Source organism: Sphingopyxis granuli, assembly GCF_001559015.1.
GTDB classification, from domain to species: Bacteria; Pseudomonadota; Alphaproteobacteria; order Sphingomonadales; family Sphingomonadaceae; genus Sphingopyxis; species Sphingopyxis granuli.
Window position 1 is genome coordinate 4,335,511 of the sequence record NZ_CP012199.1, and the last position, 18,544, is coordinate 4,354,054.

The 18,544-nt window shown below is 68.2% G+C and carries 16 protein-coding genes; 2 read left to right on the forward strand and 14 right to left on the reverse strand.

Going from position 1 to position 18,544, the window contains the following annotated elements:
• Positions 1 to 50: 50 nt before the first annotated feature.
• From SGRAN_RS19865 to SGRAN_RS19890, 6 genes are read right to left on the reverse strand one after another with little or no spacing between them, the layout of a single operon-like run.
• Entirely contained in the window at positions 51 to 680 is a 630-nt protein-coding gene (locus tag SGRAN_RS19865; RefSeq protein ID WP_067107249.1) for a MarC family protein, read from the reverse strand.
• Positions 677 to 1,357, reverse strand: a complete 681-nt coding sequence (locus tag SGRAN_RS19870) for a hypothetical protein (RefSeq protein WP_067107247.1) — start codon at positions 1,355 to 1,357, stop codon at positions 677 to 679. Before SGRAN_RS19870 ends, SGRAN_RS19865 begins: the two co-directional genes overlap by 4 nt.
• Positions 1,357 to 2,256, reverse strand: coding sequence for a bifunctional methylenetetrahydrofolate dehydrogenase/methenyltetrahydrofolate cyclohydrolase FolD (gene folD / locus SGRAN_RS19875; RefSeq protein ID WP_067107245.1), 900 nt, complete (start codon positions 2,254 to 2,256; stop codon positions 1,357 to 1,359). Before folD ends, SGRAN_RS19870 begins: the two co-directional genes overlap by 1 nt.
• A complete protein-coding gene (locus SGRAN_RS19880; RefSeq protein WP_067107243.1) occupies positions 2,256 to 2,555 on the reverse strand; it encodes a YggT family protein in 300 nt (99 codons plus the stop codon). The genes folD and SGRAN_RS19880 overlap by 1 nt, the downstream gene beginning before the upstream one ends.
• Before the next feature lie 45 nt (positions 2,556 to 2,600).
• The gene (gene argB / locus SGRAN_RS19885; RefSeq protein WP_404950385.1) at positions 2,601 to 3,509 is read right to left on the reverse strand and encodes an acetylglutamate kinase; all 909 of its coding nucleotides are present in this window, start codon (positions 3,507 to 3,509) and stop codon (positions 2,601 to 2,603) included.
• Positions 3,506 to 4,180, reverse strand: coding sequence for a queuosine precursor transporter (locus SGRAN_RS19890; protein WP_067107241.1), 675 nt, complete (start codon positions 4,178 to 4,180; stop codon positions 3,506 to 3,508). Before SGRAN_RS19890 ends, argB begins: the two co-directional genes overlap by 4 nt.
• A 126-nt stretch (positions 4,181 to 4,306) precedes the next feature.
• Here SGRAN_RS19890 and SGRAN_RS19895 point away from each other — a divergent pair, with 126 nt between their 5' ends.
• Positions 4,307 to 5,557: a NupC/NupG family nucleoside CNT transporter gene (locus SGRAN_RS19895; protein WP_067107239.1), complete on the forward strand. Its 1,251-nt coding sequence runs from the start codon at positions 4,307 to 4,309 to the stop codon at positions 5,555 to 5,557.
• Between the two features lie 205 nt (positions 5,558 to 5,762).
• Here SGRAN_RS19895 and SGRAN_RS19900 read toward each other — a convergent pair whose 3' ends face one another.
• The 7 genes from SGRAN_RS19900 to SGRAN_RS19930 form a co-directional block, all read right to left on the reverse strand.
• On the reverse strand, positions 5,763 to 6,905 hold the full coding sequence (locus SGRAN_RS19900) for an epoxide hydrolase family protein (protein WP_067113214.1): 1,143 nt from the start codon (positions 6,903 to 6,905) through the stop codon (positions 5,763 to 5,765).
• Positions 6,906 to 6,926: 21 nt separating this feature from the next.
• Complete coding sequence (locus SGRAN_RS19905; RefSeq protein ID WP_067113217.1) at positions 6,927 to 7,418, reverse strand: hypothetical protein; 492 nt, start codon at positions 7,416 to 7,418, stop codon at positions 6,927 to 6,929.
• Positions 7,419 to 7,481: 63 nt separating this feature from the next.
• Positions 7,482 to 9,122, reverse strand: coding sequence for a YbaL family putative K(+) efflux transporter (gene ybaL, locus SGRAN_RS19910; RefSeq protein WP_067113220.1), 1,641 nt, complete (start codon positions 9,120 to 9,122; stop codon positions 7,482 to 7,484).
• A 109-nt stretch (positions 9,123 to 9,231) separates the two neighbouring features.
• Positions 9,232 to 11,046 (reverse strand): ABCB family ABC transporter ATP-binding protein/permease, encoded by a 1,815-nt coding sequence (locus SGRAN_RS19915; RefSeq protein WP_067113223.1) that lies wholly within the window; start codon positions 11,044 to 11,046, stop codon positions 9,232 to 9,234.
• 91 nt (positions 11,047 to 11,137) lie between these two features.
• Positions 11,138 to 11,722 (reverse strand): LptA/OstA family protein, encoded by a 585-nt coding sequence (locus tag SGRAN_RS19920; RefSeq protein ID WP_067113226.1) that lies wholly within the window; start codon positions 11,720 to 11,722, stop codon positions 11,138 to 11,140.
• Entirely contained in the window at positions 11,719 to 12,357 is a 639-nt protein-coding gene (locus SGRAN_RS19925) for an LPS export ABC transporter periplasmic protein LptC (RefSeq protein ID WP_067186361.1), read from the reverse strand. Before SGRAN_RS19925 ends, SGRAN_RS19920 begins: the two co-directional genes overlap by 4 nt.
• Before the next feature lie 29 nt (positions 12,358 to 12,386).
• A complete protein-coding gene (locus tag SGRAN_RS19930) occupies positions 12,387 to 13,004 on the reverse strand; it encodes a ribonuclease D (RefSeq protein WP_067186362.1) in 618 nt (205 codons plus the stop codon).
• Between the two features lie 260 nt (positions 13,005 to 13,264).
• Between SGRAN_RS19930 and SGRAN_RS23205 the strand changes: the two genes are divergently transcribed.
• A complete protein-coding gene (locus SGRAN_RS23205) occupies positions 13,265 to 14,017 on the forward strand; it encodes a cold-shock protein (RefSeq protein ID WP_067113233.1) in 753 nt (250 codons plus the stop codon).
• 294 nt (positions 14,018 to 14,311) lie between these two features.
• Here SGRAN_RS23205 and SGRAN_RS19940 read toward each other — a convergent pair whose 3' ends face one another.
• Positions 14,312 to 18,544 (reverse strand): hypothetical protein, encoded by a 4,233-nt coding sequence (locus tag SGRAN_RS19940; RefSeq protein WP_067186364.1) that lies wholly within the window; start codon positions 18,542 to 18,544, stop codon positions 14,312 to 14,314.

The following is an 18,544-nucleotide window of genomic DNA, read 5'->3' on the forward strand; positions in this document are numbered from 1 at the left end:
CGCTCCCCCGTCCGGCCTCCCGCGCTTCGGGATGCCGGGCGGGGCCTGCGTCAGGCCAGCGTCGGGAAGCTCGCCTTCAGCCCGTCGATCACGAACTGCGCGGCAAGCGCGGCGAGCAGCACGCCGAGCAGGCGCGTGATCACCGCCTCGCCCTTGTTGCCGATCAGCCGCATCATCGGCCCCGCCATCAGCAGCGCCGCCAGCGTCAGCAGCAGCACGAGCAGCAGCGCGGCAAAGATCACCAGCGCGCGGTCGAGCCCGTTGTTCTGCGCGACGAGCAGCATCACCGATGCGATCGAGCCGGGACCCGCAAGCATCGGCATCGCCATCGGGAACACCGACACATCGTCGACCTCGGCCGCGGCCTTCACTTTCTCGGCGCGTTGTTCGCGTCGTTCGGTGCGTTTCTCGAACACCATGTCGATGGCGATGATGAACAGCATGATCCCGCCGGCGATGCGGAAACTGTCGAGGTCGATGTGCAGGAAGCTGAGCAGCGCCTCGCCGAACATCGCGAAGAAGATCAGGATGCAGCCCGCGATCGCGACCGCGCGGAACGCCATCGAGCGCCGCTGCGCCGCGCCCGCGCCGGTCGTCAGGCTGGCATAGATCGGCGCGCAGCCGGGCGGGTCGATCACCACGAACAGCGTGACGAAGGCGGAGATGAAGAGGTCGATCATGCCGCCGCGCCGGGCGCCGCGACCACGTCGTCGACGACGGGCACCATCGCCTCGCCGTCCCAAAGGCGGATGGTGACGCGCCGCGACTTGTCCGGCCGGACGGTCGAGGTCCAGCTCATCGTCTGGTCGCGCGACAGGCCGACCGCGGTATCGTCGCCCTCACCGCCGGCTTCGATTCCTACCGCCGGGCGGGCGCCGCACGCCGCCTGCTTCGATGCGATGAACTCGGGCACTTCGCGCGGCGTCACCAGCCCGTCGCCATGGTCGAGCACCCAGCGCAGTTCGCCCTTCAACGGGTCGCGCAGCCAGACGGTGGTGTAATAGCCGGTGCTGCCGTCGGGCTGTTGCCACGCCCCGGTCGTCGCGCCGGCGCTGCCGTCGCAGCTCGAAAAGACCGCGTGCGGCTGCCAGCGGACCGACGCCGGCGGGTCGGCGCGCCCCTTGAGCCAGGCCTTCGCATTGACCCGCTCCGGCACGAACATCACCGCATCGGGCGCCGAGGTCTCGCGGAACGCCGTCCATTGTCCCTTGTCCTGCGCGAGCCGCGCGAAGGCGAGTTCGGCGGCGACGAAGCCGCTCGGATTGGGCGCGAGCGGCCGGTTCCGCATGTCGGACCCCGGCCCGGCGCAGCCGCCGAGCAGCGCGAGCGCGGCGCCCGCGAGCCAGAGCCGCCGCATCAGAATCCCTCCGGATCGGCGAGGCCGGCGCGGCGGTGCGCCGCGACCAGCGTGTTGCGTAGCAGGCAGGCGATGGTCATCGGACCGACGCCGCCCGGCACCGGGGTGATCGCGTCGGCGACGGCGGCCGCCTCGGCATAGGCGACGTCGCCGACCAGTCGGCCCTTCGCCGCGCCGTCGGCGGGCGGCAGGCGGTTGATGCCGACGTCGATGACCACCGCGCCGGGCTTGATCCAGTCGCCGCGCACCATCTCCGGCCGCCCGACCGCCGCGACCACGATGTCGGCGCGGCGGACGAGCGCGGGCAGGTCCTTCGTGCGGCTGTGCGCGACGGTGACGGTGCAGTTGGCGCCGAGCAGCAGCGCCGCCATGGGCTTGCCGACCAGGATCGAGCGGCCGACGACGACCGCATCCTTGCCGCTGAGGTCGCCGAGCCGGTCCTGCAGCAGCAGCAGACAGCCATAGGGCGTGCACGGCACCATGCCGGCTATGCCGAGCGCGAGGCGCCCGGCGCTGACCGGGGTCAGCCCGTCGACGTCCTTGTCGGGATCGATCGTCGCCACCGCGCGCTGCTCGTCGAGATGGCCGGGCAGCGGAAGCTGGAGCAGGATGCCGTCGACCGCGTCGTCGGCGTTGAGCGAGGCGAGCAGCGCCTCGACCTCTTCCTGCGTCGCATCGGCGGGCAGGCGGTGTTCGAAGCTTTCCATGCCCGCGGCGACCGTCGCCTTGCCCTTCGAGCCGACATAGACCGCGCTCGCCGGATCGTCGCCGACGAGCACGACCGCCAGTCCGGGCGCGCGCCCGGTCGCGGCGCGGAACGCCGGCACCGCTTCTGCGATCCGGACCCGCAGGCCCGCCGCGAACGCCTTGCCGTCGATGATGTGCGCCCCCGCCGCCATCACGCGAGCCCGTTGGTGTAGGCGAAGCGCGCGAGGTAACCGAGCACCGGTCCCTGCAGGATGATGATCAGGATCAGCACCAGCATCGGGGTCAGGTCGATGCCCCCGAAATCGGGCATGATGCGGCGGAAGGGCCGGTAGAGCGGTTCGGTGATCCGGTCGAGCACCATCCACAGCTGGCCGACGAAATCATTGTGCGTGTTGATCACGTTGAAGGCGATCAGCCACGACATCACCGCCTGCGCGATGATGAACCACCACAGCACCGTCAGCAGGATGTCGACGATCTGGAGGAGCATGAGAAGCAAGGCAGGGTCTCCGTCTAGAGGCGTTGGTCCGCTTTCTTAGCGGTGAATGAGCGTGCCCGCACCCCTTGCGGTGAAAATTTCGAGCAGCATCGCGTGCGGGATGCGGCCGTCGAGGATGACCGCCGCCTCGACCCCCGCGTCGACCGCCGCCAGGCAGGTGTCTACCTTCGGGATCATGCCGCCGGTGATCGTCGCGTCGGCCTTCAGCGCCTCGATCCCGCCACGGTCGAGATCGGTGAGCAGCGCGCCGTCCTTGCCCAGCACCCCGGCGACATCGGTGAGCAGGAAGAAGCGCTTCGCGCCGAGCGCGCCGGCGATCGCCCCCGCCATGGTATCGGCGTTGATGTTGTAGGTCGCACCGTCGGCCCCGAGCGCGACCGGCGCCACCACCGGAATGAAATTGTCGTTCGCCAGATTGGTCAGGATCGTCGGATCGACCGCCACCGGCTCGCCGACGAAGCCCAGGTCGACATGGCGCTCGATCCCCGAATTGGGGTCGGGTTCGGTCCGGCGCACCTTTTCGGCGAGGACGAGGTTGGCGTCCTTGCCCGACAGGCCGACCGCGCGGCCGCCGAGCCCGGCGATCCAGCCGACGATCTCCTTGTTGATCTTGCCCGCGAGTACCATTTCCGCGACCTCCGCGGTCGCGGCGTCGGTGACGCGCAGTCCGCCGACGAAGGTCGATTCGATCCCGAGCTGTTTCAGCATCCGGCCGATCTGCGGGCCGCCGCCATGGACGACCACCGGGTTGATCCCCACGGCTTTCAGCAGCACGACATCCTCGGCGAAGTCGCGCTGCGCCTCCGGATCGCCCATCGCATGGCCGCCATATTTGATGACGAAGGTCTGGCCTGCATAGCGTTGCAGATAGGGCAGCGCCTCGACGAGCGTTTCAGCCTTGGCAAGCAGGTCGGGCATTTTCGAAGGGTCGGTCATCGATATCATCCAGCGGTCTTTGCATCGAGGTTGCGGCCGAGAGCGACAAGGCCGGTAATCACGAACGGGATGACGAGCACCGACAGCGCGACCTTGGCGAGCATCTGGCCGCCCATCAGGTTCGCGATCGGAAACACGCCGTAAAAGGCAATGGTGACGAACAGCAGCGTGTCGACGATCTGACTGAGCGCGCTGGCGATCGCGCCGCGGATCGCCAGCCATGTCGACGTGCCTGTCCCGACGCTGCCGCGCAGCCGGGAAAAGATGGTGACGTTCAGGAATTGCGACGTCCCGTAGGCGACGATGCCCGCCGCCATCAGGCGCGGGCTCTGCCCCAGGATCATGTCGAACGCCGCCAGCCGTTCGGGCTGCATTTCGGGCGACGCGGGCAGCGCGAGCACCAGCGCCGTCAGCATGATCGACAGCACCAGCGGGACGAACCCCCACAGCACCAGCCGATTGGCGACCGATTGTCCGTGCAGTTCGGACACCGCGCTCGACAGGGCGACCAGCAGCAGGAAGGCGAATATTCCGGCCTCGACCGCCAGCCAGCTTCCCAGCGCCACCTGCTTGTTCCCGAGCACGCCCGCCAGCACCACCATCCCGCCGTAGAGGATGGAGAACAGGAACAGCGATGGGGACAACGTGCGCGGCAACGCCGTCGATGTGGTGTCGGTCATGCCGCCCGATAGTCGGTTTTGCCAGGACAGGGAAGGCCGAGAAACACGGCTCGGCGCGCGCCCCTTGCCCCGCCGCCAAAGCCCGCTAGACAGGCGAAACAACCTTGCGGGGTACGCACTCTATCCATGGAACGCCTGATCGGTCTGCTCGGCATCGTCGCATTGCTCGCGATCGCCGTGCTCTTTTCCTCGAACCGCCGCTGGATCCGTCTGCGCGTCGTCGTCCCCGCCTTCCTGCTGCAGGCGGGGTTCGCGCTGCTGGTGATCGGCACGCCGTGGGGGCGCGCGGTCATCCAGGCGATGTCGAACGGCGTTTCCAACCTGCTCGGCTATGCGAAGGCGGGCACCGACTTCATCTTCGGCCCGCTCGCCTCGCCCGAAATGGGCGCGAACAGTTTCGCCATCGCCGCGCTGCCGGTGATCATCTTCTTCGCCTCGCTGATCTCGATCCTCTATTATCTCGGCATCATGCAGCTCGTAATCAAATGGGTCGGCGGCGCGATCCAGAAGGTGACGGGCATCACCAAGGTCGAGAGCCTGGGCGCCGCCGCGAACATCTTCGTCGGGCAGAGCGAAAGCCCGCTGGTCATCCGCCCCTATCTCGCCGGGCTGACGCCGTCGCAGCTCTTCACGGTGATGACCGTGGGGATGGCGGGGGTCGCGGGGACGATCCTCGGCGCCTATGCGAGCATGATCGGCGAGCAGCTGCTGCCCTATCTGCTCGCCGCGAGCTTCATGTCGGCGCCCGGCGGCATCCTGATGGCGAAGATCATGATGCCCGACGACCCCAGGGACATCGGCATCGAACCCGTGATCATGCCCGAGGCGAGCCATGACGAGGAGAAGCCCGCGAACATCATCATGGCGGCGGCGCAGGGCGCGCAGACCGGCGTCCGGCTGGCGGTCGCGGTCGGCGCGATGGTGCTCGCCTTCGTCGCGCTGGTCGCGCTGGCGAACGGGCTGCTCGCGGGGGTCGGCGGCTGGTTCGGCCAGCCCGACCTGTCGTTCCAGGCGATCATCGGCGCGATCTTTCGCCCGGTAATGTGGCTGATGGGGGTGCCGTGGGACGAGAGCGCGTCGGTGGGCGGGCTGTTCGGCACCAAGGTCGTGCTCAACGAATTCGTCGCCTTCATCGACCTCGGCAAGATACAGGGCGGGCTGTCGGCGACTTCGGTGGCGATCGCGACCTTCGCGCTGTGCGGCTTCGCCAATTTCAGCTCGATCGCGATCCAGATGGCGGTGACCGGCGGCCTCGCCCCGAACCAGCGCCCGATGATCGCGCGGCTGGGCCTGAAGGCGCTGCTTGCGGGCAGCCTGTCGAACCTGATGTCGGCGGCGCTCGCCGGGCTGATGCTGTCCTTCACCGCGCCGCTGTAGCGCCGCCGCGGCGTCCCGCCGCCCCCTTAAAGCATCGTGCGTTAAATCTGAACCGTTTGCCCTGAGCTTGTCGAAGCCTGTCCTGAGCGCCTGCAAGGCAGTCGAAGGGGGCCGTCCTTTCTTTCGGGGACGCAAGAAGAAGGACGGTGCTTCGACAAGCTCAGCACGAATGGCAGAAAGGGTGATGCCTCTTCCGAAAGGTGCATCAGAGCGTCATCAGGGCGAAGGCGGCGCGAAGCTCGGCGACGAACAGGCCCGGCTGTTCCCACGCCGCGAAATGACCGCCGCGGTCGAGTTCGTTCCAGTAGACGATGTTGCGATAACGCCCCTCGGCCCAGCGGCGCGACAGGCGCATGATCTCGTTCGGGAACAGGCTGCACCCGGTCGGCACGTCGATCGCGCCCGCCGCGAAGCTGCGGAAGCTGTGCCAATAGAGCCGCGCCGAAGAGGCCGCGCTCGCGGTGAACCAATAGAGGCTGACCGTGTCGAGCATCGCTTCGCGCGACAGCGCCTTTTCGGGATGGCCGCCGACCGACTGCTCGCCCGGCCGGTGTCCGCAATCGGTCCAGCCGTGGAATTTCTCGACGATCCACGCCATCTGGCCGACGGGCGAATCGGTGAGCGCGTAGCCGATCGTCTGCGGCCGCGTCCCCTGCTGGGTCGCATAGCCATTGTCCTTGTCGCGATACCAGCCGAAGCGCGCGAGATAGCGTTTCTCCGCATCGGTGAGGTCGGCCATCGTCGCGGGATCGGGCTGGCCGACGACCATGTTGACGTGGATGCCGGCGCAATGGTCCGCATGATGCATGCCGAGCGCGCAGGTCACCGCGCTGCCCCAGTCGCCGCCCTGCGCGAAATAGCGGTCGTAGCCGAGGGCGCGCATCAGCGCGTCCCACGCGGCGGCGATCCGCTCGACATCCCATTCCGCGACGTCGGGCTTGCCCGAAAAGCCGTAGCCGGGCAGCGACGGGATCACGAGATGATAGTCGGCCGACAGCGGTTCGACGACGTCGAGGAATTCGAGCACCGACCCCGGCCAGCCGTGCGTCAGGACCAGCGGCCGCGCGGCGGGATTGGCCGACCGGACATGCAGGAAATGGATGTCGAGCCCGTCGATCGTCGCGAGGAAATTGGGCAACGCGTTGAGCCGTGCCTCGACCCCGCGCCAATCGTGACGATCGTGCCACCAGGCGGCAAGCTCCTGCGCATAGGCGAGCGGAACGCCCTGGTCCCAATCGGCGACGGTTTCCTTCTCCGGCCAGCGCGTGCGCGCGAGCCGGTCCCGCAGGTCGTCGATCGCGGCCTGCGGCACCGCGACGCGGAACGGACGGATATCCTCGACGTTCATGTTCCCCCCTTCCCCCCGATCCTAGGGCCGCGCCGGCGCCTTGCAACCGCGCTGAAGGCCGACGCCTTTCAGGAAGCCGCGCCGGACGGTGCCGGCATAGACCGCCTCGGCATAGCGCCGCCGTTCGGCATTGGCGCCCGTCACTTCGCCGATCAGCCCGCCGAAGGGGATGACCGAGCCGGCGACGGTGCCCGCGACGCGGCCGGCGGTTTCCTCGCGCTTCTTTGCCAGGCTCTTGTCGACGCGCTCGTTGACGTCGGGGCCGAGGACGGCGTTCAATTCCTGAACCTCGCGGATGATCGCCGCGCATTTGCCCAGACCGGCGAGCGAATAGGGATTGTCCTGAATCGCCTTCAATTTCTCCGGTGCTTCCTTGCCGTCGAAGGGTTCGGTGACCGAATCGCCGGTCTTCTTGAGCGTCGGTTCGTCGGGCGCGCCCTGCTGCGCGAGCGCCGGCGCGGCGGACAGCGACAGCGCGGCGGCGGCGAATGCGAAAACCCCGGCCTTGAGCATGACATGATCTCCATTGATGTTTCGGCCGATCAACGCGCGAAGGCGCGATTCGGCTCCCGCCTCCTACCCGCGCGCGCGCAGCGCTCGCTCGGCCATCCGCGCGGCGGTTTCGCGTTCGGCCATCACGACATGATCGGCGCCGCGGCGCACGAGATCATCGACCTCTTCGTCCGAATGCGCGCGCGCGACGATCAGCAGCTTCGGATTGATCGCGCGCGCGCGCCGCACGATCGCGCCCGATTCGACCCCCTCGGGGATCGCGATCAGCAGCGTCGCGGCGGTGTCGATCCGCGCCTGGCGCAGCACGCCCTCGCTCGCGGCGTTGCCGACGATCACGATCGCCCCCGCCTCGCCGGCCGCCGCGGCGCGGTCCTTCTGGTCCTCGATCACCGTCAGCGCCTCGCCGCGCCCGCACAGCAGCGTGCCGATATGGCTGCCGACGCGGCCGTAGCCGATCAGCACCGTGCGCGCCGCCTCGCGTTCGGGCGGGGGCGAATCGGGGGCATCGGGTGGCGCCTCCGCTTCCTCGCCGCGCGTCCACCGGATCGCGAGCGTGAAGACGAGCGGGTTGAAGAGGATCGAGAGGATCGACCCCGCGAGGATCAGGTCGCGCGCCGCGTCGGGCATGACTTTCAGCCCGACGCCGAGCGAGGCGAGGATGAAGGAGAATTCGCCGATCTGCGCGAGGCTGGCGGCGATGGTCAGCGCGGTCTGGTTCGAATGGCCGAAGGCACGCACGATCCCCCACGCCGCCGCCGACTTGCCGACCATGATGATCGCGACGGTGGCGATCAGCGGCCCCGGCTGTTCGAGGATCACGCGGGGGTCGAACAGCATGCCCACCGACACGAAGAACAGCACCGCGAATGCGTCGCGCAGCGGCAGCGTCTCCTCCGCCGCGCGGCGCGAAAGCTGCGTCTCGCCCAGGATCATACCGGCAAAGAAGGCGCCGAGCGCGAAGGACACGTCGAAGATCACCGCCGCGCCGAAGGCGACGCCCAGCGCGATCGCCAGTACCGACAGCCGGAACAGTTCGCGCGACCCCGAATGCGCGACCCAGTGCAGCACCGCGGGCAGCACCCGCCGCCCGAACACGAGCATCAGCGCGACGAAGCCCGTCACTTTGAGCAGCACGATCGCGGTCGAGCGCAGCAGCCCCATCGCGTTCGCCTCGTCGCCGCGCGAACCGAGCATCGCGGGGAGCAGCACCAGCGCCAGCACCATCGCCAGATCCTCGACGATCAGCCAGCCGACCGCGATCCGGCCCCTTTCGGTCTCGATCAGGTCCTGCGCCTGCATCGCGCGCAGCAGCACCACGGTGCTCGCGACCGACAGCGCGAGGCCGAAGATCGCGCTGCCGGCGAACGGCCAGCCGAGCCACAGGCCCAGCGCGATGCCGAGCGCGCTGGCGACCGAGATCTGGACGATCGCCCCGGGCACCGCGATCCCGCGCACCGCGAGCAGGTCCTTGAGCGAGAAATGCAGCCCGACCCCGAACATCAGCAGGATCACGCCGATCTCGGCCAATTGAAGCGCCAGTCCGGTGTCGGCGACGATCCCCGGCGTGAACGGCCCGACGATCACCCCGGCGAGCAGATAGCCGACGATCGGCGCGACGCGCAGCCGATGCGCGAGCGCACCCATCAGGAACGCCACGCCGAGCCCGGCGACGATGGTTCCGATCAGGCTGGTATCGTGCGGCATGGCCCAGCCTAAAGGGCGGCGCGGCGGCCGGTCAAGCAACTCAAGTGATTCCGTTGCGATTGGGCGGAAAGCCCGCGGCAAGGCATCGATGTCGCTTCGGATATCGGCCCTAGACCGTTCCCTCTTCCTTCTCCGCCTGCTGGCGCGCCCACATGTCGGCGTAGAGCCCGCGCATCGCTAGCAGCTGGTCGTGCGTCCCGGTTTCCGCCACCCGCCCCTTTTCGAGCACGATGATGCGGTCGGCGCCCGTCACCGTCGACAGGCGGTGCGCGATGACCAGCGTCGTGCGCCGTTCGGCGATGCGGTCGAGCGTCGCCTGGATCGCCGCTTCGGTCCGGCTGTCGAGCGCGCTCGTCGCCTCGTCGAGGATCAGCACCGGGGGGTTCTTGAGCAGGGTGCGCGCGATCGCGACGCGCTGCTTTTCGCCGCCCGACAGCTTGAGCCCGCGCTCGCCCACCTCGGTGTCATAGCCTTGCGGCAGCAGCGCGATGAAGCCGTCGATCGCCGCACCCTCGGCCGCCGCCGCGATCGCCCCGGCGCTCGCACCCTCGCGGCCGTAGGCGATATTGTAGCCGATGCTGTCGTTGAACAGCACCGTATCCTGCGGGACGATGCCGATCGCAGCGCGCAGGCTGGCCTGCGTGACCTGCGCGATATCCTGTTCGTCGATCAGGACGCGCCCCTGCTGCGGATCGTAGAAGCGGAACAGCAGCCGCGCGATCGTCGACTTGCCCGCCCCCGACGGCCCGACGATCGCCAGCGTCTCGCCCGCCCCGACCGCAAAGCTGACCCCGTTCAGGATCGTGCGGTCGGGTTCGTAGCCGAAGACGACATTGTCGAACGTCACCGCGCCGCCGGCCACCACCAGCGGCCAGGCATCGGGGGCATCGGCGATCTCCGGCGGGGTGTCGATCAGGCGGAACATCGCCTCCATGTCGATCAGCCCCTGGCGGATGACGCGATAGACCATGCCGAGCATGTCGAGCGGGCGAAAGAGCTGCGCAAGCAGCGTGTTCACCAGCACCACGTCGCCGACCGCGAACTGCCCCTTCGACCAGCCCCACACCGTATAGGCCATCGCCCCCGCCATCGCCGCGTTGGTGATCAGGCTCTGCCCGACGTTGAGCCAGGCGAGGCTGTTCTCGCTCTTCACCGCGGCGCGTGCATATTGGTCGGCGACGTCGCGATAGCGCGCCGCCTCGCGCGCCTCGGCGCCGAAATATTTGACCGTCTCGTAATTGAGCAGGCTGTCGACGCTGCGCCCGACGGTCAGCGTGTCGAGATCGTTCATCCGGGTCCGTAGCGCGTTGCGCCAGTCGGTGACGCGGCGGGTGAAGACGATATAGACGACGACCATCAGCGCGGTCGCGCCCGCGAGGCCGAAGCTGAACTTGCTCCAGAAGATGACGAGCACCGCGACCAGCTCGATCAGCGTCGGCGCGATGTTGAACAGCAGGAAATAGAGCATCGTATCGATGCTCTTGGTCCCGCGCTCGATCACCTTCGTCACCTCGCCGGTGCGCCGCGCGAGGTGGAAGCGCAGCGACAGCGCATGAAGATGGGTGAAGGTCGCGGTCGCCAGTTCGCGCGTCGCGTCCTGTCCGACGCGCTCGAAGACGACGTTGCGCAGATTGTCGAACAGCACGCCCGCGAAGCGCGCGCCGGCATAGGCGAGCACCAGCCCGATCGCGAGCGCCACGCCTTCCTCCATCCCCGGCGCCATGCGGTCGATCGCGGCGCCGTAGAGGAAGCCCATCGAAAGCTGCACGCCCTTCGACGCGAGCACGATCAGCGCGGCGAGGACGATGCGCACCTTGTGCCCGCGATGCCCCGCCGGCCACAGATAGGGCAGGAAGCGCTTCAGCGTCGCAAGAACGGGCGGTTCGCGTGCCGCATCGGCAGAGGAGGTCGTGTCGGGCGGCATGAACGCCCCATGTAGGGGCGCGGGGCGCGAACGCCAAGGCACGGATAAACCGCCCTCCCTTCCCGGAAGGGGGCTCCGCCGGGCTGCCCGGTTACTGCCCCTTGCGCTCCGGCACGGTGAAGGTGCCGGTCACGCGGCCGCCGGTGCCGCCCTGCACCGCATTGCCGTCGGGGCCGCGCGCGGCGCCGCGGCCGTCGACGGTCGCGCGCCCCGAATTGAGGTCGATCAGCAGCCGCCCACCCGACAGGCGGTTGCCGCGCTGGCGCAGTTCGACATTGCCGACCATCGTGATCAGCCGCCGGTCGAGGTCGTAGATGGCGACATTGCCCTTCGCGGTCTCGTCGCCCTTGGTCACGGTGACGCCGCCGGTCGCGTCGAGCCGGTTGACGTCGGTGCCGCCCTGCCGCGTGTAGGCGACGGTCATGCGCGGCGCGGTGACGGTCAGCCCGGCCTGCGTCACGCGGACGTTGCCGGCAAGGACGACGCGGTCGGCGCGATCCTGCACCTCGATGCTGCCGGCCGAGAAATCGACGGGGGCGCCGCTGTTGTGATTCGCGAGCGCCTGCGCATGCGCGGCGCCGCCGCCCTGCCCCGCGGCGAGGATGGCGAGGCTGGTCAGCGCGAAGCTCGCGCCGCCGAGCGCGAAACCCTTCCAGCCGGATGACGGACGGTTCATTTGAGCACTCCCTGGTTGATCCTCAGCCGCGCGTTGCCCGACAGGCGCACGATCCGCCGGTCCAGATCGGCATAGAGTTCATCGGCGGAGAAATGACCGATGTTGAGCGTCCCGTCGACCCCCGATCCGCCGGCGAGGCTGCGGTTCTTGAGGTCGATCGCGACGCCCTGCGCATCGATCCGATAGCCGTCGGCGCTCTTGACCTGCACGAGGCCGGGCACCGACACCTTTTCGCTGTCCATGTCGTATTGCGCCTGCCGCGCGGCGATCGTCGCGGGCCCGTCGGCGAGGCGGATCGCACCCGACAGGTCGGTCATCCGCACGATCGGCTCGGCGCTCGACTTCTGCACCGCGCTGCCCGCGACCAGCGCGAAAGGCTGTCCCTTCGCATCCTGTCCGCGATATTCGGCGCGCGTCACGCGCATCCGTTCCTGCGCCACCTCGACCTTGTCCTTGGCGAGCAGGAAGCTCACCTCGGCGCGCTGGGTGAAGGGAGAGAAGACGAGCACCGCGGCGATGACGCCGATGACGACCGGCAGCGCGAAGCGCAGCAGGCGCACGACGCGGTCGTGGTTCGACCCGCGCGCCGCCCACATGCGGCGCATCGTGCGATCAAGGTCGGCGCGTTCGGACATGGCTCAGCCGGCTCGCTCGCTCATCGTCATCACGTATGCGCGAAGATGTCGACCTCGGGCCAGCCCGCGAGGTCGAGCGCCGCGCGCGCCGGCAGGAAGTCGAAACAGGCCTGCGCCAGTTCGGTACGCCCCTCACGCGCGAGCCGCGCGTCGAGCACGGTCTTCATCGCGTGGAGAAAGCGCACGTCGCTCGCGGCATAGTCGCGCTGCGCCTCGGTCAGTTCGGCGGCGCCCCAGTCGCTCGACTGCTGCTGCTTCGACACTTCCTGCCCCAGCAGTTCGCGCACCAGTTCCTTGAGCCCGTGGCGGTCGGTGTAGGTGCGCACCAGCTTCGAGGCGATCTTGGTGCAATAGACGGGCGCGGTGACGACCCCCAGCGCATGCTGCAGCGCGGCGATGTCGAAACGCGCGAAATGAAAGAGCTTCAGGCGGCCGGGGTCGGTCAGTATCGCCTTCAGCACCGGCGCGTCATAGGCGCTGCCGGGGCCGAAGCGGACGAGATGCTCGTCGCCCGAACCGTCGCTGATCTGGACGAGGCACAGCCGGTCGCGCAGCGGGTTGAGCCCCATCGTTTCGGTATCGATCGCGACGGCGCCGGGCCCCAGCACGCCTTCGGGCAGGTCTTCTTCGTGGAAATATACGCTCATGCGCCCGCCTTAGGCGAAGCGGCCGCGTCGCTCAATGACTGGTTTGCGCGGCCGCGCCGGGCTTTCCGCGTCGCGCGGCAAAGCGTGCGAAACCGGGCACCGACGCCGTGCATTTTCTGTTCGCAGAAGCCATTCATATAGGCTATATATTGCGCCGCAAGCGGCACGGGACGAGTCTGTGCTCATGGTGAACTGCGTCCCCGTCCGGCGCAATGAGCCGGTAAATGGGGTGTGGACGAACCGAAAGCGACTACTAAGCAATGAGTTTCAACAAGGATCGCCGCGGCCATCGGGGACGCGGCAAGCGCGATGACTTCGGCAATTTCGACAGTTTCGAACCGGCGCCCTACAGCGGCGACAGCTATGGCGGCGGCCGTGGCGGGTTCGGCGATCGGGATCGCGGTGGTTTCGGCGGTGGTGACCGCGGCGGATTCGGCGGCGGCGATCGCGGCGGCTTCGGCGGCGGACGCGGTGGCGGCATGCCCGCGCAGGTCGTCGGCGAGGGCCAGGGCCAGGTGAAATTCTTCAACCCGGCAAAGGGATTCGGATTCATCGCACGCGACGACGGCGGCGAGGACGTGTTCGTCCACATCAGCGCGGTCGAGCAGGCGGGGCTGCAAGGGCTCGCCTCGGGCCAGCCGCTCGGCTTCACGCTCGTCGAGCGCAACGGCAAGGTGTCGGCGATCGACCTCAAGATCGAGGGCGAACCGATGCCGGTCGAGGAATTCGCGCCGCGGCGCGACGATCGCGGCGGCGAGCGCCCCGGCGGCGCGCGCGGTCGGCGCCAGCTTACCGGCGAGCGCACGTCGGGCACGGTCAAGTTCTTCAACACGACCAAGGGATTCGGCTTCATCGCGCGCGATGATGGACAGGCCGACGCCTTCGTCCACATCAGCGCGGTACAGCGCGCCGGCATGGCCGGCCTCGAAGAGGGCGACCGCGTCGCCTTCGACATCGAGGTCGACGATCGCGGCAAGTTCGCGGCGGTCAACCTCCAGCCCGCAAGCGAATAAGCCTTCGCCACAGCGAAACGACGAAAGGGCGGCCTGCGGGCCGCCCTTTTGCGTTTCGGGGCTCCTCGCTGGCGGGTCTTGCGCGGAGCATATAGAGCGATGACTTTGGATTGACCCGCTTCGTCATTGCGAGCGGAGCGAAGCAATCCAGGGCGGTTTACGCGACTCTGGATTGCCGCGCGGCTTCGCCGCTCGCAATGACGAACTCAACCGATGTCATCATGCTCTAAATCTGCGCCGTTTCGATCGGGTGAGTCAGATATAGGGCTCGACGCTCCAGCTCGGACCCCGGCCCTAATCGCCCCAGCGCAGCGGCGGGCGCCAGCCCGCTTCGTCGACCGCGTCGCTGACCTTGTAGACCAGGCCCTTGCCGTTGAGGAACAGCTTCTCCATCTCGGGCCGGGTGAAGGGGCGCGAGCCGATGCGGCCGAAGATCGCGATCTGACCGCCGCTTTCATCGACCGCGCGGTCGCGGTCGAGCCCCTTCGACAGCGCGAGCGCGGGCGCCGGCGTCTTCGCCCACGCGATCAGCTCGGGCGTCGGCTTCGGCGAGAAGCCGTAGAGGCCCGGATTGTCGGGGCTGGTGAGCTGGAGCACCTTGATGCCGTTCCGCCCGTCGGCGACATAGGCGAAGAGTGAGGCGTTGGTCGATCCGACGATGACGTCCTCGGCATCGCTCATCGCGCCGCCGAAGGTCAGCCCCGGCCACGCGACCGGCGCCGCAGGCCGCGTCACGTCGACGATCACCAGCCCGTCCTGCTTCGCCGCGACATACAGATAGGTGCGCGCGACATAGAGCTTGCGCGCATCGGCGAGCCGCACCGTCCCTTCGGGCACCGGCACCGGCCGGTCCATGCGGGTGATGTCGAACAGCTTCACCCCCTCGGCATCGCTCACCCACAGATAGCGGAACTGCGCCGCGCTGGCGCGCGCGCCGGTCAGCGGCAGCCGCGCCGTCACCTTCGGTTCGAGCGGCGTCGACAGGTCGACCACGACGAGCCCGCTGTCGGCGGCGATATAGGCGTGGTCGCCCGCCAGCGTCACGTGCCGCGCCCCTGCAAGCAGATTGTCGGGGTTCCAGGTCAGCGCCCGCGACAGCTTGTTGTTGCGGAACTCGCCGTCGGCCAGCGTGTCGATGTCGACGAGGATCAGCCCCTCGACGCTGTCGGTGACGACCGCATAGCGATAGAGCGGGTGCAGCGCCTGCTCGTGATTCTGCGGGAAGTGCTTCCGGATGAAATCGTTGCGTTCCATGCTGATCGGCTGGTTGGTGCCGATCGCCATGCAGGTCGCATTGCGGGTCTTCACATGCGTGTCGTGGCCGAGCGGCGAGAAGGGCGCGCGCGTGATGCGTTCGGAAAAGCCCTTGTTGCCGATCGAGACGACGTCATAGACGCGGAAACCGCCCTTGCCCTCTGCCACGAACATATATTCGCCGCGCTGCTGGAGGCAGTTCACCCGGCCGCTCGTCCCCTGCACGATATTGCGGAATTCCTCGAGTGCGCGGGATTCGCCCGACCCCTTGCTGTCGAAGGTCTTGCCGCGCACCCAGTTCTTCAGTTCGCGCCCGTTCCGTTCGACGTGCAGGCGCCAATAGTCGGGATAGGCGTATTTCTGCAGATAGCTGCCGATCACCGCCTGCGGCTCGTCCCATTCGGTGACGCGCGTCGCCTGGAAACCGTCCTCCAGCCCCGACCAGACGTTGAGCCCGACGAAGTTGACGAAATTGGTGCCCATCAGCAGCAGCTGCGACATGATCGCATTATTGTCGTCGGCCGCAGACAGGTGGCAGTCGGTGCATTGCTTGGTTTCCTGGCGGCGGACCGTGTGCGGGAAGTGCGGCGCGAAGGCCTGGCTGGAGAAGCCCGCGGCCGAGATCGGCGGCTGCTGCACATAGATGCGCTCGCGGTTGACGTTGGTCGACGACAGGATCAGCGCCGACGACGAGCGCACCGGCGCGATGATACCGCGCGGGTTGCCGTCGGTGTCGGGCTCGCCCGGCTTGGTGAGCTGGTGCCGGCCGAGCTGGAACATCTCGTCGCGCGCCACCTGCGGGTTGTAGGTGGCGAAGTTCCGCGATTCCTCCCCTTCGAAATGGTGCGAGCTGGTCTTCCAGTTCGCCTCGATCGGCAAGTGGCAGCCGCCGCAGCTCGTCGTCCACGACAGGTGGCAGGTGAAACAGGTCATGCGGTCGTCGCCATGCGCGCGATCCGCCTTTGCCACCCCCGGCCCCCAGGCGAAGCTGCCGTCGTCGGCGCCCGACCGCGACATCAGCTTGGCGCGCGCCGCCTTCGCGTTGAAATGCGGCCCCGGCGTCACCGCCTGCTTGACGAGGCTGACCTGCCATTCGAGCTTCGGATCGACGATCGAGCGCTGGATCAGGCCCGTGACCTCGCCGTCGTCGTCATAGCGGAATTCGAAGCGGCGCCGGCCATCGGGGTTGCGGAGCAGCGCAAGGTTGGTGCCCTGCGGCCGCGCCGCGACATTCGAGGTCAGCAGGTTGGGCAGCGCGTCGGCGGTGCCGTGGCAATCCTTGCAACCGATCTCGATCGCATTGGCGACCTCGCCCTGGATATAGCCGTTGCCGTGCGAATCCTGCGCGAAATGGCAGTCGGCGCACTGCATGCCCTTTTCGGCGTGGATGTCCATCATGTGGACCGTCTTGCCGGGGTTGAGGCCGGGGGGCACGAACTTGCCTTCGACCCCCGGCCGGCCCAGATCGGCGCTCGCCAGGCAGAGGTCGCGCTGCTTCGCATCGCTGTAGCTCGCGCAGTTCTTGCGCCATTTCTCGGGATCGTTCGGGTCGACGATATGCGCCGTGTCGGTGCCGTAGGTCGCCATATTGCCCTCGGCATCGAGCAGATTGCCGTTGCGGTCGCGCTTGAAGACGCCGCGGAAGTTCCAGCCGTGGCCGTGATAGTCGGCGAACTGCGTCACCCTGTTCGTGTCGTTGACGTCATAAACGTCGCGCAGGAACTCGACGTCGGACCACAGCCCGCGCGGTCCCGCCCCTTCCGGGTTGCGTTCGAGCGTCCGGTGCACCTCGGCCGCGGTCGGATAATGCTGTTGCTTGTAGAGGCGCTGATAGTCGGCGTCGCTCATCCCCGGCGGGCGCGGCGCGGTATTGTCCGGGCCGGGCCACAACTGCGGCGCGTCCGATTCATAGTCCCACATCGTGTAGCCGAGATAGGAATTCAGGAAGATGTTCGGCTGGTGCATGTGGCAGGTCATGCACTGCGAGGTCGGGATCGCGCGCGTGAAGGCGTGGGTCAGCGGATGCCCCGATTCGCCCCGCTCGCGCGCCGGGGCCGCCGGGTCGATCAGCGCGCCGTGGCCGCTATCATGGCCGTCGCCTTCGGGCTTCGCCTTCTTGCCGGCGATCGTCGGGTCGATCGTCGCACTCTCTCCGTCGCGGCCATATTGGGCATAGATCAGGCTGTGCCGCGGCTCGCGGTCGTTGGCATAGACGACATGGCACCCCGCGCAGCCCGAATGGCGGTAGTCGCCGGGTTGGTCGTTTGTGCCCATGAACCACATATAGGGGTCGTTGAGGCGCGTCTTGTGGATGTTGAGCACCGCGATCGCGACGCGCAGCCCGGTGCCCGGCCCGCGGTTCGACTGTTTGAGGTCGGGGCGCCCCGGCTCCTCGAGCCGCTGGATCTGCCCCGTCGGGTTGGGTAGCCCGACCTCGGCGAACTGGGTGCTGACGTTGCGCCCGCCGCGCTCGAAGACGCGGAACACGTCGCTGGGCGGCATGACGTTCCAGCGCGGCAGCGGATAGATTTTGGCGAGCGCGCCGCGCTTCTTTTCCGCGTCGGTCAATATCTTGTCGAAGCCGAAGTTCGGCTTGCAAGCCTCCTTATACTCTTCAGCGGTCAGCAGCGAAGAGGGCGACAATAGGCAGGCCGCCACGCCCTCGCGCGTATAGGCTTCCCCGAACAGCGAGTTCTTGAACGGCAGGATGCCGTTGTTGTAGGCGCCGCCCGCCCAGAACATCGCCGCCGTCGCCATCAGCGACCGCTCGGCCGCCTCGATCGTCTCCTGATGGCAGGCGCCGCACGCCTCGCGCGCGACGCGATAGTCGCTGGGGTTGACGAAGCGGATGAATTCGGGCGCCTCCTTGTTGAGCAGCGTGTAGCTGCGCTTCGGGTTCGCCGAGGTGTCGCCCCACGCGCCCGGCAGCGTCGGCTGCGGGTGGGCGCGCGCCATCACCGCCCGGTTGCGCGGATCGTCGTAGCCAAGGCGCGGGTCGCCGACCTGAGCCGCGTCGCCGCCGTGGCAGTCGGTGCAGCCGAGCCGCACCGCGGGGCTCGCGTGCATCGTCGGCCGGTCGGTGCGGACGTGGCAGCTGTAGCAGCCCTCCGACTTCGCAATCATCTCCGCCTCGCTCTGTTCGCGCGGGGCGGGCGGGGTAAAGCGATACTCGACCTTGACCGGCTTTTCTCCCTCGGACGCGCGCGCGGCATGCGGGCCGACCGCGAGCATCGTCAGCACGAAGGCGAAGAGGGCGAGGAGCGTGCGGATCAT

Excerpts from the sequence above, each read along its gene's own strand:
- SGRAN_RS19880 (WP_067107243.1), bottom strand. The coding sequence starts at position 2,555 with ATGCTCCTCCAGATCGTCGACATCCTGCTGACGGTGCTGTGGTGGTTC.
- SGRAN_RS23205 (WP_067113233.1), top strand. The coding sequence starts at position 13,265 with ATGAGTTTCAACAAGGATCGCCGCGGCCATCGGGGACGCGGCAAGCGC.
- SGRAN_RS19900 (WP_067113214.1), bottom strand. The coding sequence starts at position 6,905 with ATGAACGTCGAGGATATCCGTCCGTTCCGCGTCGCGGTGCCGCAGGCC.
- SGRAN_RS19925 (WP_067186361.1), bottom strand. The coding sequence starts at position 12,357 with ATGTCCGAACGCGCCGACCTTGATCGCACGATGCGCCGCATGTGGGCG.
- SGRAN_RS19870 (WP_067107247.1), bottom strand. The coding sequence starts at position 1,357 with ATGCGGCGGCTCTGGCTCGCGGGCGCCGCGCTCGCGCTGCTCGGCGGC.
- SGRAN_RS19930 (WP_067186362.1), bottom strand. The coding sequence starts at position 13,004 with ATGAGCGTATATTTCCACGAAGAAGACCTGCCCGAAGGCGTGCTGGGG.
- SGRAN_RS19865 (WP_067107249.1), bottom strand. The coding sequence starts at position 680 with ATGATCGACCTCTTCATCTCCGCCTTCGTCACGCTGTTCGTGGTGATC.
- SGRAN_RS19915 (WP_067113223.1), bottom strand. The coding sequence starts at position 11,046 with ATGCCGCCCGACACGACCTCCTCTGCCGATGCGGCACGCGAACCGCCC.
- SGRAN_RS19905 (WP_067113217.1), bottom strand. The coding sequence starts at position 7,418 with ATGCTCAAGGCCGGGGTTTTCGCATTCGCCGCCGCCGCGCTGTCGCTG.
- argB (WP_404950385.1), bottom strand. The coding sequence starts at position 3,509 with ATGATATCGATGACCGACCCTTCGAAAATGCCCGACCTGCTTGCCAAG.
- ybaL (WP_067113220.1), bottom strand. The coding sequence starts at position 9,122 with ATGCCGCACGATACCAGCCTGATCGGAACCATCGTCGCCGGGCTCGGC.
- SGRAN_RS19940 (WP_067186364.1), bottom strand. The coding sequence starts at position 18,544 with ATGATCCGCACGCTCCTCGCCCTCTTCGCCTTCGTGCTGACGATGCTC.
- SGRAN_RS19895 (WP_067107239.1), top strand. The coding sequence starts at position 4,307 with ATGGAACGCCTGATCGGTCTGCTCGGCATCGTCGCATTGCTCGCGATC.
- SGRAN_RS19890 (WP_067107241.1), bottom strand. The coding sequence starts at position 4,180 with ATGACCGACACCACATCGACGGCGTTGCCGCGCACGTTGTCCCCATCG.
- folD (WP_067107245.1), bottom strand. The coding sequence starts at position 2,256 with ATGGCGGCGGGGGCGCACATCATCGACGGCAAGGCGTTCGCGGCGGGC.
- SGRAN_RS19920 (WP_067113226.1), bottom strand. The coding sequence starts at position 11,722 with ATGAACCGTCCGTCATCCGGCTGGAAGGGTTTCGCGCTCGGCGGCGCG.